This is a genomic window from Pseudomonas sp. GV071 (assembly GCF_003050835.1).
Lineage (GTDB): Bacteria > Pseudomonadota > Gammaproteobacteria > Pseudomonadales > Pseudomonadaceae > Aquipseudomonas.
Genome location: NZ_QAOJ01000008.1, coordinates 279688 through 296909, shown reverse-complemented (window position 1 = coordinate 296909; position 17222 = coordinate 279688). Strand labels below are relative to the sequence as shown.

The window sequence follows — 17222 nt, the reverse complement described above, 5'->3', positions numbered from 1 at the left end:
GCGGTAACGGCAGACAGCTTGAATTGTGTTGTGTACTTGCTCATGAAAAACGCCCCAGAGGTTGGATTGGTGTCCAACTTCTGGGGCGCACTTCAGACCGCGTTCAAGTGTGGGAGGGGCTTCAGCCGCGAAGCCTTTGATCTTCACGGCGGCAAAGATCAACGCCCGGCGCGGGACTCGCTGATGTAGAAGCGCGCCTTCTTGGCATTCTTGGTGCAGCTTTCGTAGCCTTCGAATTGTTGCGAAGTCTTGGCGCCGGTCAGCAGCGTCAGGGCTTTGGAGTAGCTCACAGTGCCGGAGAAACCCTCGGCCTTGGCGATATCCAGCTCGCGCCAGGCGGCGTCCGACTGTGCCGCGCAACTGTCGCGGTAGGCGGTTTTCGCGGCACAACCGGACAACGCCAGCACCATCAGGGGTAAGCAGATCCAGGCTTTCATTAACTTTGCTCCAGAGAAGGAAAACAGCCAGTAAAGGGTAGTCGAGTACGTGTGTTGATCTGACGTCAGGGAGGCAAAAAAGTGCGACTCATCTGGCAGCGCATAACCAGCGCGAGTATGGTCGCTAAAGGTCCGAGTTAGAGGCCGGCGATAGTAGTAGGGAGTGGCTCATGAGTAAACGCGTAGCGCTGGTGTTGGGGGCGGGAGGCGCACGGGGTTATGCCCATATCGGCGCCATCGAGGAACTGGAGCGACGCGGCTATGAAATTGCCTGCATTGCCGGTTGTTCGATGGGCGCGGTGGTCGGCGGCATCTACGCCACCGGCAAGCTCCCCGAGTACCGCGCCTGGATCGAAAGCCTGGACTATCTCGACGTGCTGCGCCTGCTCGATGTGAGCTTTCGCCTGGGGGCGATTCGCGGTGAGAAGGTGTTCGGGCGCATTCGCGAGATGGTCGGCGAGATCAATATCGAAGACCTGCGCATCCCTTACACGGCGGTGGCCACCGACCTCACCTTCCAGCAGGAAATCTGGTTCCAGCAAGGCAACTTGCACCAGGCCATGCGCGCCTCGGCGGCGATCCCCAGCCTGTTCACCCCAGTGATCCAGGGCAAACGCATGCTGGTCGACGGCAGCCTGCTCAACCCGTTGCCCATCGTGCCGGTGGTGGCCAGCCACTGCGACCTGATCGTGGCGGTTAACCTCAATGCCAATGGCCAGCGCCATTACCAACTGCCAGTGATCGAACGGCCGGCGGCGTTCAAAACCAAACTCGATGGGTTGATGGGCACGCTGGGCTCGCGCATCCCCTTCCGGCGCAAACTGCCTAGCCCGGAAGAGGAAGCCGTACTGCTGGAAGCAGCGGCCAGAGCCGAGCCCAACCCCTGGCTCGACCCACCGGCTGCCGCCCCCTCACCACGCCCGGACGAAAGCCCGACGCCCAACTCGGCCAGTGGTTCGCGAGTCGCCGAAACGGGTAGCCCGGCGTCGTTGCTGGAACTGGTCAACCAGAGTTTCGAAGTGATGCAGACCTCGTTGGCGCAGTACAAGATTGCCGGGTATCCGCCGGACATTCTGGTCAATGTGCCGCGGCGAGCGTGCCGGTTTTTCGAGTTTTACAAAGCGCCGGAGTTGATCGAGTTGGGGCGGATTATTACCAGCGATACCTTGGATCGGTATGAAGAAGAGAACGGCTGATCCAGTCGTCCACCGCCTCCCCCTCACCCTAGCCCTCTCCCCGAGGGGCGAGGGGACTGATCGTAGTAGCCGCAGATTCGGCGTTCGGCTCCCCTCTCCCGCTTGCGGGAGAGGGGCTGGGGGGTGAGGGCCTGCCGTTACGCGCTCTGTAACCGATACCCCACCCCCGCCTCCGTACTGATAAACCGCGGATTCGCCGGATCATCCGCCAACTTCGCCCGCAAATGCCCCACCACCACCCGCAGGTAATGGGTGTCCTCAACATGCGTCGGCCCCCAGATATCCTTGAGCAACTGCTGCTGCGTCACCACCCGCCCCGCATGCTGCGCGAGCTGCGCCAGCACCGCATATTCCTTGCGCGTCAGGCTCACCTCAACGCCCTCCACACTCACTCGCCGGTAAGCGAAGTCGACCGTCAGCGGCCCCACGCTCACCGTCGCCTGCGGGCTCTCCCCCGCCTGCGATTGGCGCAATAACGCGCGCACGCGGGCGAGGAACTCCTGGATGCCGAATGGCTTGGTTACGTAGTCGTTGGCGCCGTTGTCCAGCGCCTTGACCTTCTCCCCTTCACCCGCGCGCACCGACAGCACCAGCACCGGCACTTGCGACCATTCGCGCACTTCGCTGAGCACTTGCTGGCCGTCCATGTCCGGCAGGCCGAGATCGAGCACCAGCAGGTCCGGTTTGGCCAGTGCCGCCTGCGCCAGGCCGTCGCCGCCGGTGGCGGCTTCGATCACGTGGTAGCCCTGGGCGGCAAGGCTGATGCGCAGGAATTTGCGAATCTGCGGTTCGTCGTCGATCAACAGGATGGTGCTGGCGTTGCTGGTCATAGAAGGTCGTTATCAGGGCTGGGTTGCGGGTGCAGGGGCAAGTGTAGAGTCAAGCTGGCGCCACGCCCATCGAGACCTTCGCCCACCGTCACCCGACCACCGTGGGCGCCGAGCATGCCTTGGCAAATCGCCAGACCAAGGCCCGTGCCCTGCCCGCCCCGGTCACCGCGTGCGGCGGTGTAGAACATGTCGAAAATCTTCGCCCGTTCAGCTTCGGGAATGCCCGGGCCCTGGTCGCTGACGACGATGCGCAACTCGCTGGTATCGCTCTCCACGGCCACGCGCAACCGGCCTTGCACCGGGGAAAACCGTGCGGCGTTTTCCAGTACGTTGATCAGCGCCTGCTCGATCAAGGCAGCGTGCACGTAGAGCAGCGGCAGTTCGGGCGGCACCTGGGTTTCCACCTGCAACGGCGCCAGCAAGGGGCGCAGGCGCTGAAGGGCGCTGGCGACGATGTCTACCGGCGCCACCCAGTCGCGTGCCAGTTTTAATCCACCGTGGCCGAGCCGGGTCATGTCCAGCAGGTTCTGGATATAGCGGTCCAGGCGCTCGGCTTCATCGCGGGTGCTTTCCAGCAGCTCGATGCGGTCGCTGTGGGGCAGTTGGCCATCGAGGGTCAGCAGGCTGTCGATGGCGCCGCGCATAGCAGTCAGTGGCGTGCGCAGGTCGTGGGACACCGAGGCCAGCAAGGCGCTGCGCAGTTGCTCGGTTTCGCCGTGCAGGCGTGCGGCTTCGAGGTCTTGCGCCAGTTGCGCGCGGGCCAGGGCCTGGGCCAATGGCTGACCAAGGGCGCTGAGCAAACGACGGCGCTCAATGCTCAGTGGCTGCTGGTTTTTCGGGCTGACGCCGAGCAACAGCAGCGGGCCGTCTTCGCCCGACAAGGGCCACCACCACCAGCGCCCGCTGGGCAAGGTATCGGTGCCCAGACCGGCCGCCTGGTCATGCTGCCAGGCCCATTCGGCGGCCATGCGCTCGGCCTCGCTAAGTACGCGACTTACCCCGCCTTCCACCTGCCATTGGCTGTCAGCCGTGCGGCCCATCAGGCAAATGTCGACGTCGCTCCAACCGGCCAACTGCTGGCTCGCGGCCAACACCACGGCCTGGCGGTCGGTGGCAGCGGTGAGTTTGCGCGACAGCTCGAGCAGCGCCGCAGTTTCACTCTGGGTCTCGCGCAGTGCCCGCAGTTGCCGACGTTGGCGCGCCGCAAGGTTGCCGGTGAGCGCCGCCATCAGCAGAAAAAACAGCAGGGTCAGAACGTCTTCGTGGCGGTGGATGGCCAGGGAGAAATGCGGCGGAATGAACAGAAAGTCATAGGCCAGAAACGACAGCACGGCGCTGAGCAAGGCCGGCCCGGAACTGGTGCGCACCGCCACCAGCAGCACGGCCGCCAGCAGCACCAGGGAAATGTTCGGCAACGGCAATACCTGGGCAACCACCCAAGCCACCAGGGTGGCGACCGCGGTGGCAGCGACAGCCAATAGATAGTCGCCACGCTGCAGCGGATGGCGCGCACGCAGTGTGCGTGAACGCTGCGCGACTTCGCTGTCGAGCACGCTGATTTCCAGGCCATCGCCATGACGCAACAGACGCTGCGCCACCCCGGCACCGAACCAACGCTGGCGGCTGCGGCCCACCAGAATCAGACTGGCGCGGCGTTCGGCAGCGTGCTGGATAAGGGTTTTTGCCACCTCGCCGGCACGCAGCGTGATCACTTCGCCACCCAGGCGCTCGGCTAATTGCTGCGCTGCCTGCAAGCGCGTACGGGCGTGTTCGTCCCGCGCCGCACCGGTGTCGACATGCACCAGGCTCCAGGGCAAATGGCGACGCTCAGCCACCCGGCAAGCGTGGCGCACCAGGCGTTCGGCCTGAGCATCGGCATCGATACCCACCAACAGGCGTCCGCGCACTGTCGGCGCATCCTGGCCAAGTTGGCGATAGCCCTGATTGAGGTCGGCATCCACCCGCGCGGCGGCGGTTTGCATCGCCAGTTCGCGCAGGGCAGTGAGGTTGGTCTGACTGAAAAATGCATCGATGGCTGCGCGTGCCTGCTCCGGCACATAGACCTTGCCGTCACGCAGGCGCTCGAGCAATTCACGCGGTGGCAGGTCGATCAGCAGCAGCTCATAGGCTTCCTGCAACACCCAGTCGGGCACGGTTTCGCGCACCTGCACGCCGGTGATGGCTTGCACCTGGTCGTTGAGGCTTTCGATGTGTTGCACATTGACCGTGGTGTACACGTCGATGCCGGCGGCGAGCAGGTCCTGCACATCCTGCCAGCGTTTGGCGTGACGGCTGCCGGGGGCATTGGTGTGGGCCAGCTCGTCGATCAGCGCCAGCTTCGGTGGCTTGGCCAGCAGGCCATCGAGGTCCAGCTCGCTGAGCTGCATGCCGCGGTAGTCGAGGCGCTTCAGTGGCTGTTGCGGCAGGCCCACCAGCAGCGCTTCGGTTTCGGCACGGGAATGGCTTTCCACCACCCCGGCCCGCAGGTCGACGCCTTGGCGCAGTTGCGCCTGGGCGGCCTGGAGCATGGCGTAGGTTTTGCCTACCCCGGGTGCAGCGCCCAAAAACACCTTGAGCCGCCCTCGCCCATTGCGGCTGTCCACTTCCGCCAGCAAGGCGTCGGCGCGTTCGCTATCGCTCATGTTGCTCCAAATTTTTTACCTACGATGCGCACTCTAGGAGCGGCTTTGGCCGCGATGCTTTTAAGATCAACAACATCGCGGCTTAAGCCGGTCCTACAGGGATCTTCGTCTTATTGCGGCTGTTCTGCCAGTGCGAGGTTGAGGGCCAACACGTTCACCACTTCCGGCCCAATCAACGGCCGCTGGGCGTTCTGCTCCACCAGCCGTTGCAAGGCACTCGCGTCGATATTGCGCGCCGCGGCAATCCGGCTGATCTGGTACTGCGCGGCCGCCACCGGCAGGTCCGGGTCCAGGCCGCTGCCGGAGGTGGTGACCAGTGCCATGGGCACCGCGCCCTGCCCGGCCACGGCAAGTTTGTCACTGTCGCCGGCAATCCGTTCACGCAGCGCCGGGTTGCTCGGCGCCAGGTTGCTGGCACCGCTGGAGACGGTGGCGAAGCTACCCGCCGAAGGTCGCGACTGGAACCACTGGGCGCCATCGAAGGGCTGCGCGATCAGGCTAGAGCCACGCAGGTGGCCCTGGTTGTCGTGGATCAGGCTGCCGTTGGCCTGGTCGTTGAAGGCGAGCTGGGCGACGCCGGTGATGGCCAGCGGATAAGCCACCCCGGTGAGCAGAGTCATCAAGGCAATCAGGCTGACGGCAGGACGTAGATAGCTGTTCATGATGGTTTCCTCAGGCCAGGCCAATGCTGGTCAATAGCAGGTCGATCAATTTGATCCCGACAAAGGGCGCGAGCAGACCACCGACGCCATAGATCAGCAGGTTACGGCGCAGCAGGCTGGCGGCATCCACCGCTTCCACCCGCACCCCACGCAGCGCCAACGGCACCAGGGCGATGATGATCAGGGCGTTGAACACGATGGCCGAGAGAATCGCGCTCTGCGGACTCTGCAGGTGCATCACGTTGAGCACGCCCAGTTGCGGGTAGATGCTGGTGAACAGCGCCGGCAGGATGGCGAAGTATTTGGCCACGTCGTTGGCGATGGAAAAGGTGGTCAGTGCGCCACGGGTAACCAGCAATTCTTTACCCACCTGCACCACGTCGAGCAGCTTGGTCGGGTCGGAGTCGAGGTCCACCAGGTTGGCCGCTTCACGGGCGGCCTGGGTGCCGTCGTTCATGGCCATGCCGACGTCCGCCTGGGCCAGCGCCGGGGCATCGTTGGCACCGTCGCCGCACATGGCGACCATCTTGCCGTCGGCCTGTTCGGCGCGGATACGGGCGAGTTTTTTCTCCGGGGTGGCTTCGGCGATCACGTCATCCACCCCGGCTTCGGCGGCGATGGCGGCAGCGGTCAATGGGTTGTCGCCGGTGACCATCACGGTGCGAATACCCAACTGGCGCAGCTCGGTAAAACGCTCGCGAATCCCTGGTTTGACCACGTCTTTGAGGTGGATGGCGCCGAGCAGTTTGCCGTCGGCACAGACCAGCAACGGTGTGCCGCCACTCTGGGCAATCTTGTCGATTTCCCGCGACAGCACCGCGGGCATTTCCCGACGTTGCAGGCCGACAAAGCTGAGCAAGGCATCCACTGCGCCCTTGCGGTAGATATGGCCGTTGCAGTCCACGCCAGACAAGCGAGTCTCGGCGCTGAAAGGAATGGCCACTACCGAATCGCGCGCCGGCTCTTGCATAGGGTGCAGGCCGCGCAGGTACTCGACGATGGATTTACCTTCCGGGGTGTCGTCGGCCAGCGAGGCCAGCAAGGCGCCCTCGGCCAGCTCTTTACCGCTGACACCGGGGGCGGCGTACAGCGCGCTGCAACGACGGTTACCGAAGGTGATGGTGCCGGTCTTGTCCAGCAGCAGCACGTGCACATCACCCGCCGCCTCCACCGCACGGCCGGATTTGGCGATCACATTCAGGCGCACCAGGCGGTCCATGCCGGCGATGCCGATGGCCGACAGCAGGCCACCGATGGTGGTTGGAATCAGGGTCACCAGCAGCGCCACGAGGAACACCAGCGGCAGTGCGCCACCGGAATAAATCGCGAACGGCTGCAGGGTCACCACCACCAGCAGGAAGATCAGGGTCAGGCCGATCAGGAGAATATCCAGCGCCACTTCGTTGGGGGTTTTCTGCCGTTTGGCACCTTCCACCAGGGCGATCATGCGGTCCAGGGTCGACTCGCCCGGGTTGACGCTGATGCGCACCAGCAGCCAGTCGGAGACCACCTGGGTATTGCCGGTCACGGCCGAGCGGTCGCCGCCGGACTCGCGAATCACTGGCGCCGATTCACCGGTGATCGCCGCCTCGTTGACCGCAGCAATGCCCTCGATCACTTCGCCGTCGCCGGGGATCATCTCGCCGGTTTCCACCCGCACCACTTCGCCTTTGCGCAGCGAGGCGGCCGGCACGGTTTCGAACGTGCCGTTGTGCAGGCGGCGACGGGCAAACATTCCCTGGGTGCCCGCCCGCAGGCTATCGGCGCGAGCCTTGCCGCGGCCCTCGGCGAGGGCTTCGGCAAAGTTGGCGAAGAGTACGGTGAACCACAACCACAGGGCGATCTGCACCGCGATAAAGGTCGGTACCGGTTGCCCTGGCAGGCCGCAGAGCACGGTGGTGAAGATGGCGGTGAGTTCCACCACCAGCATCACTGGCGAGCGCACCAGCTGGCGCGGGTCGAGTTTGACGAAAGCCTGAATCATCGCCGCCTGCCACTGGTTACGTGGCTTGGTCGGAACAACAGGAATCTGTGTTTTAGCGTTCATGACAAATCCTTCTTAATGACCGAGCAGGCTGAGGTGTTCGGCCACAGGCCCCAGGGCCAGTACCGGCAGGAAGGTCAAACCACCCACCAGCAAAATGGTGATGGTCAGCAGGCTGACAAACAGCGGGCCGTGGGTCGGGAAGCTGTTCTGCCCCACCGGCACCCGGCGTTTGGCCGCCAGGCTGCCGGCAATCGCCAGCACCGGCAGGATGTAGCCGAAGCGGCCGACCAGCATGGCCAGGGCGATCATCAGGTTGTGGTACGGCGTGTTGGAACTGAAGCCACCAAAGGCCGAGCCGTTGTTGGCGGTGCCGGAGGTGTAGTTGTAGAGAATCTGGCTGAGGCCATGGGCGCCCGGGTTGCTCACCGAAGCGTTGGCAAACGGCAGCACGGCGGTCAGGGCACCGAGCACCAGCACGCCCAGGGGCATCACCAACAGGGTCAGCACCAGCAGGCGCACTTCGCGGGCTTCGAGTTTCTTGCCGAGGTATTCCGGGGTGCGGCCGACCATCAGGCCGCAGAGGAACACCGCGATCAACACGAACAGCAACATGCCGTAGAGGCCCGCGCCTACGCCGCCGAAGATCACCTCGCCGACCATCATGTTGAACATCGGCACCAGGCCACCAAGGGCGCTGAAGCTGTCGTGCATCGAGTTCACCGAACCGCTGGAGGCGGCGGTGGTGGCCACGGCCCAGAGTGCAGAAGCGCCGATACCAAAACGGCTTTCCTTGCCTTCCAGCGAGCCGCTCTGCTCGATGTTCAGGCCGGCCAGCGCCGGGTTCGGTTGCAACTCGCTGTACAGCGTCACGCCAACCCCGAGCACCAGCAGAATCAGCATGCAGGCGAGAATCGCACGGCTCTGGCGCAGGTCTTTGACGTAATGGCCGAAGGTGAACACCAAGGCTGCTGGAATCAGCAGGATCGACGCCATCTCGAACAGGTTGCTCCACACCGTCGGGTTCTCGAACGGGTGCGCCGAGTTGAGGCCGAAGAAGCCACCGCCGTTGGTGCCCAGTTGCTTGATCGCGATCTGGCTGGCGGCCGGGCCCAGTGGCAGGCTTTGTTCGCTGCCTTGCAAGGTCAGGGCATCAAGGTAGTGGCTGAAGGTTTGCGGCACGCCCTGCCAGACCAGAAACAGCGCCAGGGCAATACACAGCGGCAGCAAGCCATAGAGGGTGCCGCGGGTGAGGTCGACCCAGAAGTTGCCGACCGTCTGGCTGGAGCGGCGGGAAATGCCGCGGCACAAAGCGACCAGCACGGCCAGGCCGGTGGCGGCGCTGACAAAGTTCTGCACGCCGAGGCCGACCATCTGGCTGAAGTAGCTCAGGCTGGCTTCACCGCTGTAGGCCTGCCAGTTGGTGTTGGTAACGAAACTGACGGCGGTATTGAACGCCAGGGTCCATTCCAGACCCAGCATGTGTTGCGGGTTGAGCGGCAGCACGCCCTGCAGCAGCAGAATGGCGAACAACAGCAGCAGGCCGGCCAGGTTGAAGGCCAGCAGCGCGAAGGTGTAACCCTTCCAATCCTGTTCCTGGCTGGCATCAACGCCCGCCACCCGGTAGCTGAAACGCTCCACCGGCTGCAGCATCGGCGAAAGCCAGGTACGCTCGCCCTCCATTACCCGGTAATAAAAGCGCCCGAGCCACGGCGCCGGCAACAGCACCAGGGCGAAGAACGCCACCAGTAACAACACGACATGACTGTCCATTGCGGCTCCTCAGCTACGGCCGGCGCGCAACAGCGCAACCAGCAAGTAAATGAACAGTCCGCTGGCCAGCAGCAGGGACAACCCGTCCAGAAGGTGCATGAGTGTTTCTCCGTCATACGGCGAATACCGCCTGGGGAGAATTGTCGGGATGAGGGGCGTAAAGGGACGAGATGCGGGGGCGGACATTGGCGTAAAGAACGCGTAAAAAACTGCCGACATCGCTCTGGTAGGAGCGGCTTCAGCCGCGATGCTTTTGATCCTCGACCACAGCGTTTTCAGGCCTGGCCAATCGCGGCTGAAGCCGCTCCTACAGAGGGATGCGAGCGCAGCGGTGGTTTTGTACCAAACTGGATACAGTAACGACATGTTGTCGATACGCCCCACCCTCAGCATGGCGCCCGCACGCCACCTGCCCCACGAATTACGGAGCCTACGCCCGATGGAAGCCCTCAACGACCGGGACGTCCGCTCGAGAACCACCCGCGCACTGATCGTCGACGACAATATCGAGCTGCGGGAGCTCCTTAGCGGTTACCTCACCCGTTTCAACATCGCCAGCGAAGCCGTCGGCGATGGCGCCGGTATGCGCAAAGCCATGGCCGCCAGCCGCTTCGATGTGATCATTCTCGACTTGATGCTGCCCGGCGAAGATGGCCTGGAACTGTGCCGCGAGCTGCGCAGCACCTCGGACATTCCGATTCTGATGCTCACTGCCCGATGCGAGCCGACCGACCGCATCATCGGCCTGGAGCTGGGTGCCGATGACTACATGGCCAAGCCCTTCGAGCCTCGCGAGCTGGTGGCGCGGATCCAGAGCATCCTCCGTCGCGTACGCGATGACCGCGATGTGCCGCGCACCGATGAGCGCTCGAGCATTCGCTTTGACGACTGGCAACTGAACGGTGTGTTGCGCCAGTTGCAGGCCCCCGATGGCCTGGTGGTGCCGCTGTCCAATGCCGAGTTCCGCCTGCTCTGGGTATTCCTCGAACGCCCGCGCCGGGTACTCAACCGCGAGCAGTTGCTGGACGCCGCCCGTGGTCGTTCGATTGAAGCCTTCGACCGCAGTATCGACTTGCTGGTATCACGCCTGCGGCAGAAACTCGGCGACGACCCCAAATCGCCGCGCCTGATCAAGACCGTGCGCGGTGAGGGCTACCTGTTCGACGCACGAGAGATTGGTTGATGCGCTCTGCCGATACCCTGTTCGCCCGCCTGTTCGGCATGCTGTTGCTGTCTATTGTGCTGGCGCATTTGCTGGCCTTTGCCTGGTTCAGCCAGTACGGCAGTCCGCAGTTTCGAGGCCCGGAACAGGGACCGCCCCCGCCGACAGCGGCTGAGCAATCGCACCCCGGCCAACCACCGATGGAGGGCCGCCAGCCACCGCGTCCTGGCCCGGGCCGTGGCCCCGGACCACTGACGGGTCCACTGGTACCGCTGTTGTTCCAGATGTTCACCCTGGTGATCGCCGGCTGGTTTGGTGCCAAGTTGCTGAGCCGGCCGATTCAGCGTTTATCCGAAGCCGCCGAGCGCCTGGCGGAAAACCTCGACGCCCCGCCGCTGCCGGAAGAAGGCCCGCGCGAAGCCCGCCAGGCCGCGCACACCTTCAACGTCATGCAGCAGCGTATTCGTGAGCAGGTGAAGCAACGCGGGCGCATGCTCGCCGCGGTCTCCCATGACCTGCGCACACCGTTGTCGCGCCTGAAGCTACGCCTGGAGCAAGTGCCCAACGCCCATCTGCGCGAACGCATGGGCCAGGATCTGGCGGAAATGATCGACATGCTCGACGCCACCCTGCGCTACTTGCACGAGCAGCGCGCCACCGAGGCGTTGCAATGGTTCGACGTGCAGGCGCTGGTCGAGTCGCTGACCGAAAACGCCCAGGACCAAGGTTCTGACGTCAGCCTGCAAGGCCACTGCGCGCCGCTGCGGGTGCAACCTCTGGCCCTGCGCTCGGCGATCAGCAACCTGCTCAACAACGCCCTGCGTTACGCCGGCCATGCGCGCATCGAGATGCACGACCATCAGGCATTCATCGAAGTGCACGTCTGCGACAACGGTCCCGGCATCGCCCCCGAGCAGCGGGAAAGTGTGTTCGAACCGTTCTTCCGCGTCGAAGGCTCGCGCAACCGCAACTCCGGCGGCGTCGGCCTGGGCCTGACCATCGCCCGCGAAGCAGCGCAGCGCCAGGGCGGCGATATTTCCCTGCGCGAGACTCAAGGTGGCGGGTTGACCTGCGTGTTGCGTTTGCCGCGCCAATAGGGTTTTAACGATGCACCGGTGCACCTGGATCCCAGCCTGCGCTGGGATGACGGTAGTTTTTGCACCAACCTCCGTCGTCCCAGCGCACGCTGGGACCCAGAATTTTTCCTGCGGCCCCCTCACGCCCAAACGCCTCCGCCGCTGTGTTGTGTAGAGGCGACGATACAAACTGCACACACCCTGGACATACAGCCCCCGGAGTCTGGCATCACCGAAGAAACCCTCTTCGGGTTCCAACTTCACAGGAGCGACTCCCATGATAAGTGGTGTCAGCGGTTACTCGAGCTACTCCTATAGCTCGACGGCCAGCTCACGTAGCAGCAGTTCGAGTAGCAGCAGTGCTACCAGTTGCGTGGGTGGGTCGACGGATGCCCAGGAGAAACTGTTCAAGCTGCTCGATAGCAACAGCGACGGCAGTGTGGACAAAGATGAACTGACGACGGCATTGAGCAAGGCCCAGGAAAGCGACTCCAGCCTGGGCGATATCGATATCGACGATCTGTTCGCCCAACTGGATGCCAACAGCGACGGCAGCATCGACCAGGATGAAACCGCCGCCATGGCGCCACCGCCACCACCCGGCGGCCCGCACGGCCCGAACCCGGAAGAGCTATTCGCCAGCCTCGACAGCGACAGTGACGGCAGCGTCAGTCAGGACGAGCTGACCAGCGCCATCGGCGACAGCATGAGCAGCGACGACATTTCGACCCTGTTCGCCTCCCTCGACAGCGACGAAGACGGCAGCTTGAGCCTGGACGAAAGCAAGGCCCTGGCCGGCCCACCGCCACCACCGCCACCCTCGGCCTCGGGCAGCGACACCGACGAGCTGTTCAGCCAGTTGGACGCCGATGGCGATGGCAGCATCAGCAAAGACGAGTTGAGCACCCTGCTGAGCGCCACCGATACCTCCAGCAGCACCTCGACCAGCAGCGCCGACAGCGACAAGAACGCGCTGTATGCCAGCCTGGTGCAGGCGTTGATGAAGCAGTATGAGACTGGCGCCGGCTATGAAGCCTCCAGCGTGGGCAGTCAGATCAGCATCGCGGCTTGATGCTTTGCTGAACAAACAACAAGGGCGCCTTTTCGGCGCCCTTGTTGTTTCAGTCCCCCATTCCCCGTAGGAGCGGCTTCAGCCGCGATGCTTTTGCTTCAAGAGCATCGCGGCTAAAGCCGCTCCTACGAAATTACGGTGGGGGCTTGGTTTACCTCGAAGCCTTGCGCCGCAACGCCGCCGGGCTGAAGTTGGCGTCATCCGGCGACGGTTTGCTGAAGTCGGCGGTGCCAGGCTCTTCGTTGTCCAGCCACTGCACGCTGTAACGGCGTGCCTGCAGGTCGTGGAAGGTGTCCAGCGCGGTCCACACCGCCGGCAGCTCGTAGAAGCTCTTCAGGTAGGCCATCGACACGCGCCACAAGTCGCCACGCCCGTCGTACTGGTCAACCACCGCCGCGCCCCAGCTGTCTTCATCGAGGAACAACGTGCGCTTGGAGTAGATGTGCCGCGCGCCGGCTTTCAGCTTGCCTTCCACCACCCACACCCGATGCAGTTCGTAGCGGGTGTATTTGGGGTTGATATGGCCTGGCTTGAGCAGGTCGTCGTATTTCACTTCCGGGCTGGTGAGCAGGTAGTTGTTGTAGGGAATGTAAATTTCCTTTTTGCCCACCAGGGTCCAGTCGTAGCGGTCCGGGGCACCGTTGTACATGTCGGTGTCATCGGCAGTTTTCAGGCCGTCGGAGGCTTCGATCGGGGTGTCGTAGGCCAGGGTCGGCGCGCGCCGCACGCGACGCTGACCGGGGTTGTAGCCCCAGGCCTGACGCGGCTCTTTGACCTGGTCGAGCATCTCCTGCACCAGCGCACCGTTACCGGCCAAACGTGCCGGCGCGGTGGTGAAGGTCATGTAGAAGAACAAGGTGTTGTTGAGGTCGGCGTAGGTGCCTTTGGGGTTGTAGAAGCGGAACAGCGCTTCGTCCTGAGAGGTTACCAGCGAGTACTGACCGTTACGCTGCACACCGGCCTCGGCAGAACGGCGAATCACATAGGTACCGCGATAACGCACGACGTGGTTCCACACTGCTTCCACACCGCTTTGTGGAATCGGGAACGGGATGCCGCCGTAGGCATCGGCAAAGCCGTTGCCGCCGTCCAGCACTTTGGCGCTGGTGGCGTTGTTGAAGGTGTTGTCGTAGATCCACTGCGGCGCGGAGCCAGTGCGGTGGGTCGGGTAGATCGGCATCTGGAAGGTATCGGGGTAGGCATTGAACAGGGCAATCTGCCCCGCCGTCAGGTTGGCCTTGTACTGCTCCAGGTTGGCTTTGGTGATGGTGAACTGCGGCTTCTCGCCGGCAAACGGGTCGACATGGTGCGCGCCCGGGCCTTTGTAACCGGCCGGGGCTTGGGTCATGCCGCCGGTCCAGGCGGGGATGGTGCCGGCGGCGTTGCCGGCCTTCTCCGCGCCGAACGGCGTGAGGGTGGTTTTCAGTGTGGCAGCTTGCTGCGCGGACACGCCCGCCAGGCTGTCGGTGGTGCCTACGGCCAACAGAATGGCCGCGAGCAGCAGTGAGTTTTTATTCAACATGCACGGTTCTCCAGGATTCTGTCAGGCATCAAAACGAGTACTTGGCGCTTAACGACACGTTGTCGCGGTCGCGCATCGAGTTGTTGCGGCCAGCGCCGTAATACTCGGTGTACTGCAGACCCACTTCGAAAGCGTTCAGGTAGCTGGCGTCCATCCCCAAGGTGTACGCCTTGCGGCCCTCGATAAAGTTGCCGGTGCGGTCCGAGTTGCCCTGGAAGTCATCCTGGTACACCACGTAAGGCGACAATTTCACCCCGGCGTAGACGTCGTTCCAGCTGCCGGAAAGCAGCAAGGTGTAGCCGTAGCTGTCGCGGCTGATCTGGTCGGAGTCTTTGGCGTCGCCCACGTAGGCCTTGTCGGTGGTGCTGGCAAACTTGCGCTCGCTGCCGTCGTAAGCGGTGTATTTCAGGCTGCTGCCGCGGATATGTTGTGAGGCGACTTCTGCCACACCCATGACCGAGTCGAAGCTGACCAGGGGGCCGAAGTTGTAGATGGTGGACAGCGAGATGTTGTAGGTCTCGGCGCGTTCGTAGTTTTCGAACAGTTGGGAGCGGCAGAGTTGCTTGCCGGAGACGGCGGCACAGGCTTGGTCACCTGGGGTATTAGCATCGTAAATGTTTGTTAGCCCGTTGACGCCCTGAAGCAAGATATCGCCCAGCAGATCGTCGGTCGCAGCAATGCTGATTGGTGCGTTCGGGCGGTAAGCCACCTCACCGGAAAAGGATGCATCGCCGACAGTGGTGTTGAAGCTGAACCCGTACATGCGGATATCTTCGACATAGTCGCGGCGGGCCTGGGCGTTGCTCGCAGTGTCGAAGGTCGCCAGCGCGCCCGCATATTGGAACGGCAAACTATCACCAATAAGCTGTCCAGCAATCGCGTTAACGTCAACGCCGTTGTAGCCGGAAAGATCAATCGCGATTTGTGGTTCTTTGGCGTGGTAGTTGACGAAGTAGAAACCAAACTCGGTGGAGTTCAGCTCTTCGGCGATATAGCGGAACGAGACGCCAAACTGGCCGCTGTCGTCAGCTTCAATGTCTTTGCCAATGTTGGCGACTTTAAACACACCAGTGTTGCCATTCACGTAAGAGTTAGGCCCAAACGGACCGGTGCCCAATCCACCGATGCCAAAAGCGGCGTAAGCGGAGTAAAGCGGCATCAACGGCGCCAGATCTGCCTCGGTCGTATACGCCGTATTCCCCCCCTCGGCGAACAAGTCCGTTTCACCAAAATACGTTCCCGCCGGGTCCAGTTGGGTCTCTTTCCATTTCCACTGGTAGAAGGTTTCCATGGACAGATTGTCGGTCAGCCCCACGCTGAAGCTAAGGGCCTCCATCGGCACCAGCACTTCCTTCAGCTCGGAGCCAGGCAGGTGGAACTTGGCGGCGTCCACCGGGTTAACCGTGTTGATCCCACCGCGATAGAACACCCCCTCGCCCCAGCTGATCACCTGACGGCCGACTTTGGCAGCCACCGGCTGTTCGTAGATGTCCCAGTTGCCATACAGGTAGGCGTCGAGAATCTGCGCCTTGCGCCCGGCGTTGTGGCGGGTGTCTTCGGTGAACTCGTTGTCGTTGGGGAAGTTCTGGCTGGGGCGCTCGACACCACCGGTGGTGCCGTAATAGTCGCTGCGCTTGTCCATGATCTGGGTGTCATAGAACGCGGTGCCGCGCACGAACAGGCCGTAATTCTGGTACTTGGCCGAGAGGTCGGAGGTGGCTTTGTACACTTCGGAAACCAAGCCGGTATCGAAGTTGCGGTTGCCGTCGTCGGCGTTGATATCGGTGATGTTGCTCTTGTCGCGGCCCTGCACGCGCCACATCGAGCCGTAGGACAGGGTGGTGTCCAGCGAGCCGGTCACCTCGTTGTCCGCGAAGCTGAACTCCGCCCCTTGCACCGTACCTGCCACCAGCAATGGCAGCAGCGCCAAGGCTGCCCCCGCCTGCCATGGGCGTACTTTCAACCTGGAAAAGCACACACGTGTGTTCATCGACAACGCTCCTTATCGGCCAAGATTATTCGGGCAGCGCTGGTGGCCACCCTGTTTTTATTCGTCTCTCGGCTGCTGGGGACCGGCTTGCACCTAGCCTTTTTGGCCCTCAGCAGAAACTCCATCGCCCCCATGCAACTTCACCGAGTCGGTGAGCCTTCATGTCTAATTGGTACGATAGTGCAGGCAAAGTAACAAAGTGTTGCTCTGCTGCCAACCGGTGAAAACAAAATAGCTGGTGTTTGCCAAATCGCGGCTGAAGCCGCTCCTGCGGGTTGTGCGAAGAGTAGGAGCGGCTTCAGCTGCGATGCTTTTCGCCCAATAAAAAACCCGAGGCGCTGTGGGCGGCTCGGGCTGGGTGTAGCGGCAACACTCACTGCACGGTGAAGCTCTTCTGCGCCAACAGGCGATCGCCCTGGAACACCATGAAACGCCACTCGCCTTTGACCAGTTCGTTGTACTCGCTGAATTCGAACGCCATTACGTCCTGCGGCGCGCCGACCACCAGTTTCTGCTCGACCACCAGCTTGTCGTGACGGCCATCGGCCGACTGGATGCCGGGGGTGAGGTACAGCAGGGTCAGCGGGGTGTCGTCGGCCACTTTGTTCAGCAAGGTGTAGCGAATGCCGAATTTGGTGCCGAGTTTGGCCGGGATCACATCGGTGCTATGGATGGTTTGCTGAGCACGGGTCAGTACGCGCTCGCCGGGCTGCAGGTCTTTGGCGGAGGTTTCAAAAATCCCGAACTCCACCGGGCCATCTACACGCACCTCAGCCGAGGCCAGTTGGCTCAAACCACACAGCAGCAATGCTGCCAGCGAACTCATACGGATGACTTGCATATCGCGCTCCTTGTTTGGGGATCGCGAGAGCTTAT

The 17222-nt window shown here is 62.8% G+C and carries 14 protein-coding genes; 4 read left to right on the top strand and 10 right to left on the bottom strand.

Going from position 1 to position 17222, the window contains the following annotated elements:
• Positions 1-158: 158 nt before the first annotated feature.
• Positions 159-437 (bottom strand): hypothetical protein, encoded by a 279-nt coding sequence (locus tag C8K61_RS17515; protein WP_108097280.1) that lies wholly within the window; start codon positions 435-437, stop codon positions 159-161.
• A gap of 170 nt (positions 438-607) precedes the next feature.
• On the opposite strand from C8K61_RS17515, the gene C8K61_RS17510 reads away from it, so the two are divergent.
• Positions 608-1633: a patatin-like phospholipase family protein gene (locus C8K61_RS17510; RefSeq protein WP_108097281.1), complete on the top strand. Its 1026-nt coding sequence runs from the start codon at positions 608-610 to the stop codon at positions 1631-1633.
• A 137-nt stretch (positions 1634-1770) separates the two neighbouring features.
• Here C8K61_RS17510 and C8K61_RS17505 read toward each other — a convergent pair whose 3' ends face one another.
• The 6 genes from C8K61_RS17505 to kdpF form a co-directional block, all read right to left on the bottom strand.
• Entirely contained in the window at positions 1771-2463 is a 693-nt protein-coding gene (locus C8K61_RS17505) for a response regulator (protein WP_108097282.1), read from the bottom strand.
• Positions 2460-5105, bottom strand: coding sequence for a sensor histidine kinase KdpD (locus C8K61_RS17500; protein ID WP_108097283.1), 2646 nt, complete (start codon positions 5103-5105; stop codon positions 2460-2462). Before C8K61_RS17500 ends, C8K61_RS17505 begins: the two co-directional genes overlap by 4 nt.
• A gap of 110 nt (positions 5106-5215) precedes the next feature.
• Positions 5216-5767 carry a potassium-transporting ATPase subunit KdpC gene (kdpC, locus tag C8K61_RS17495; RefSeq protein WP_108097284.1) on the bottom strand — a complete coding sequence of 184 codons (552 nt, stop codon included), beginning with the start codon at positions 5765-5767 and terminating at the stop codon, positions 5216-5218.
• A 10-nt stretch (positions 5768-5777) separates the two neighbouring features.
• Complete coding sequence (gene kdpB, locus C8K61_RS17490) at positions 5778-7814, bottom strand: potassium-transporting ATPase subunit KdpB (protein WP_108097285.1); 2037 nt, start codon at positions 7812-7814, stop codon at positions 5778-5780.
• Between the two features lie 12 nt (positions 7815-7826).
• Complete coding sequence (gene kdpA, locus C8K61_RS17485) at positions 7827-9524, bottom strand: potassium-transporting ATPase subunit KdpA (protein ID WP_108097286.1); 1698 nt, start codon at positions 9522-9524, stop codon at positions 7827-7829.
• 9 nt (positions 9525-9533) lie between these two features.
• The gene (gene kdpF, locus C8K61_RS17480) at positions 9534-9623 is read right to left on the bottom strand and encodes a K(+)-transporting ATPase subunit F (RefSeq protein ID WP_108097287.1); all 90 of its coding nucleotides are present in this window, start codon (positions 9621-9623) and stop codon (positions 9534-9536) included.
• 340 nt (positions 9624-9963) lie between these two features.
• Between kdpF and C8K61_RS17475 the strand changes: the two genes are divergently transcribed.
• The 3 genes from C8K61_RS17475 (at position 9964) to C8K61_RS17465 (ending at position 12834) form a co-directional block, all read left to right on the top strand.
• The gene (locus C8K61_RS17475) at positions 9964-10707 is read left to right on the top strand and encodes a response regulator (protein ID WP_108097288.1); all 744 of its coding nucleotides are present in this window, start codon (positions 9964-9966) and stop codon (positions 10705-10707) included.
• Positions 10707-11783 (top strand): HAMP domain-containing sensor histidine kinase, encoded by a 1077-nt coding sequence (locus C8K61_RS17470; protein ID WP_108097289.1) that lies wholly within the window; start codon positions 10707-10709, stop codon positions 11781-11783. Before C8K61_RS17475 ends, C8K61_RS17470 begins: the two co-directional genes overlap by 1 nt.
• A gap of 256 nt (positions 11784-12039) precedes the next feature.
• On the top strand, positions 12040-12834 hold the full coding sequence (locus tag C8K61_RS17465; protein WP_256589475.1) for an EF-hand domain-containing protein: 795 nt from the start codon (positions 12040-12042) through the stop codon (positions 12832-12834).
• A gap of 151 nt (positions 12835-12985) precedes the next feature.
• Here the strand turns inward: C8K61_RS17465 and C8K61_RS17460 are convergent, their stop codons facing one another.
• The 3 genes from C8K61_RS17460 to C8K61_RS17450 all read right to left on the bottom strand — a co-directional run bounded on the left by C8K61_RS17460 (position 12986) and on the right by C8K61_RS17450 (position 17187).
• Positions 12986-14356 (bottom strand): DUF1329 domain-containing protein, encoded by a 1371-nt coding sequence (locus tag C8K61_RS17460; protein WP_108097290.1) that lies wholly within the window; start codon positions 14354-14356, stop codon positions 12986-12988.
• 28 nt (positions 14357-14384) lie between these two features.
• Positions 14385-16346: a DUF1302 domain-containing protein gene (locus tag C8K61_RS17455; protein WP_108097291.1), complete on the bottom strand. Its 1962-nt coding sequence runs from the start codon at positions 16344-16346 to the stop codon at positions 14385-14387.
• Between the two features lie 373 nt (positions 16347-16719).
• A complete protein-coding gene (locus C8K61_RS17450; protein ID WP_108097292.1) occupies positions 16720-17187 on the bottom strand; it encodes a DUF3859 domain-containing protein in 468 nt (155 codons plus the stop codon).
• Positions 17188-17222 lie beyond the last annotated feature (35 nt).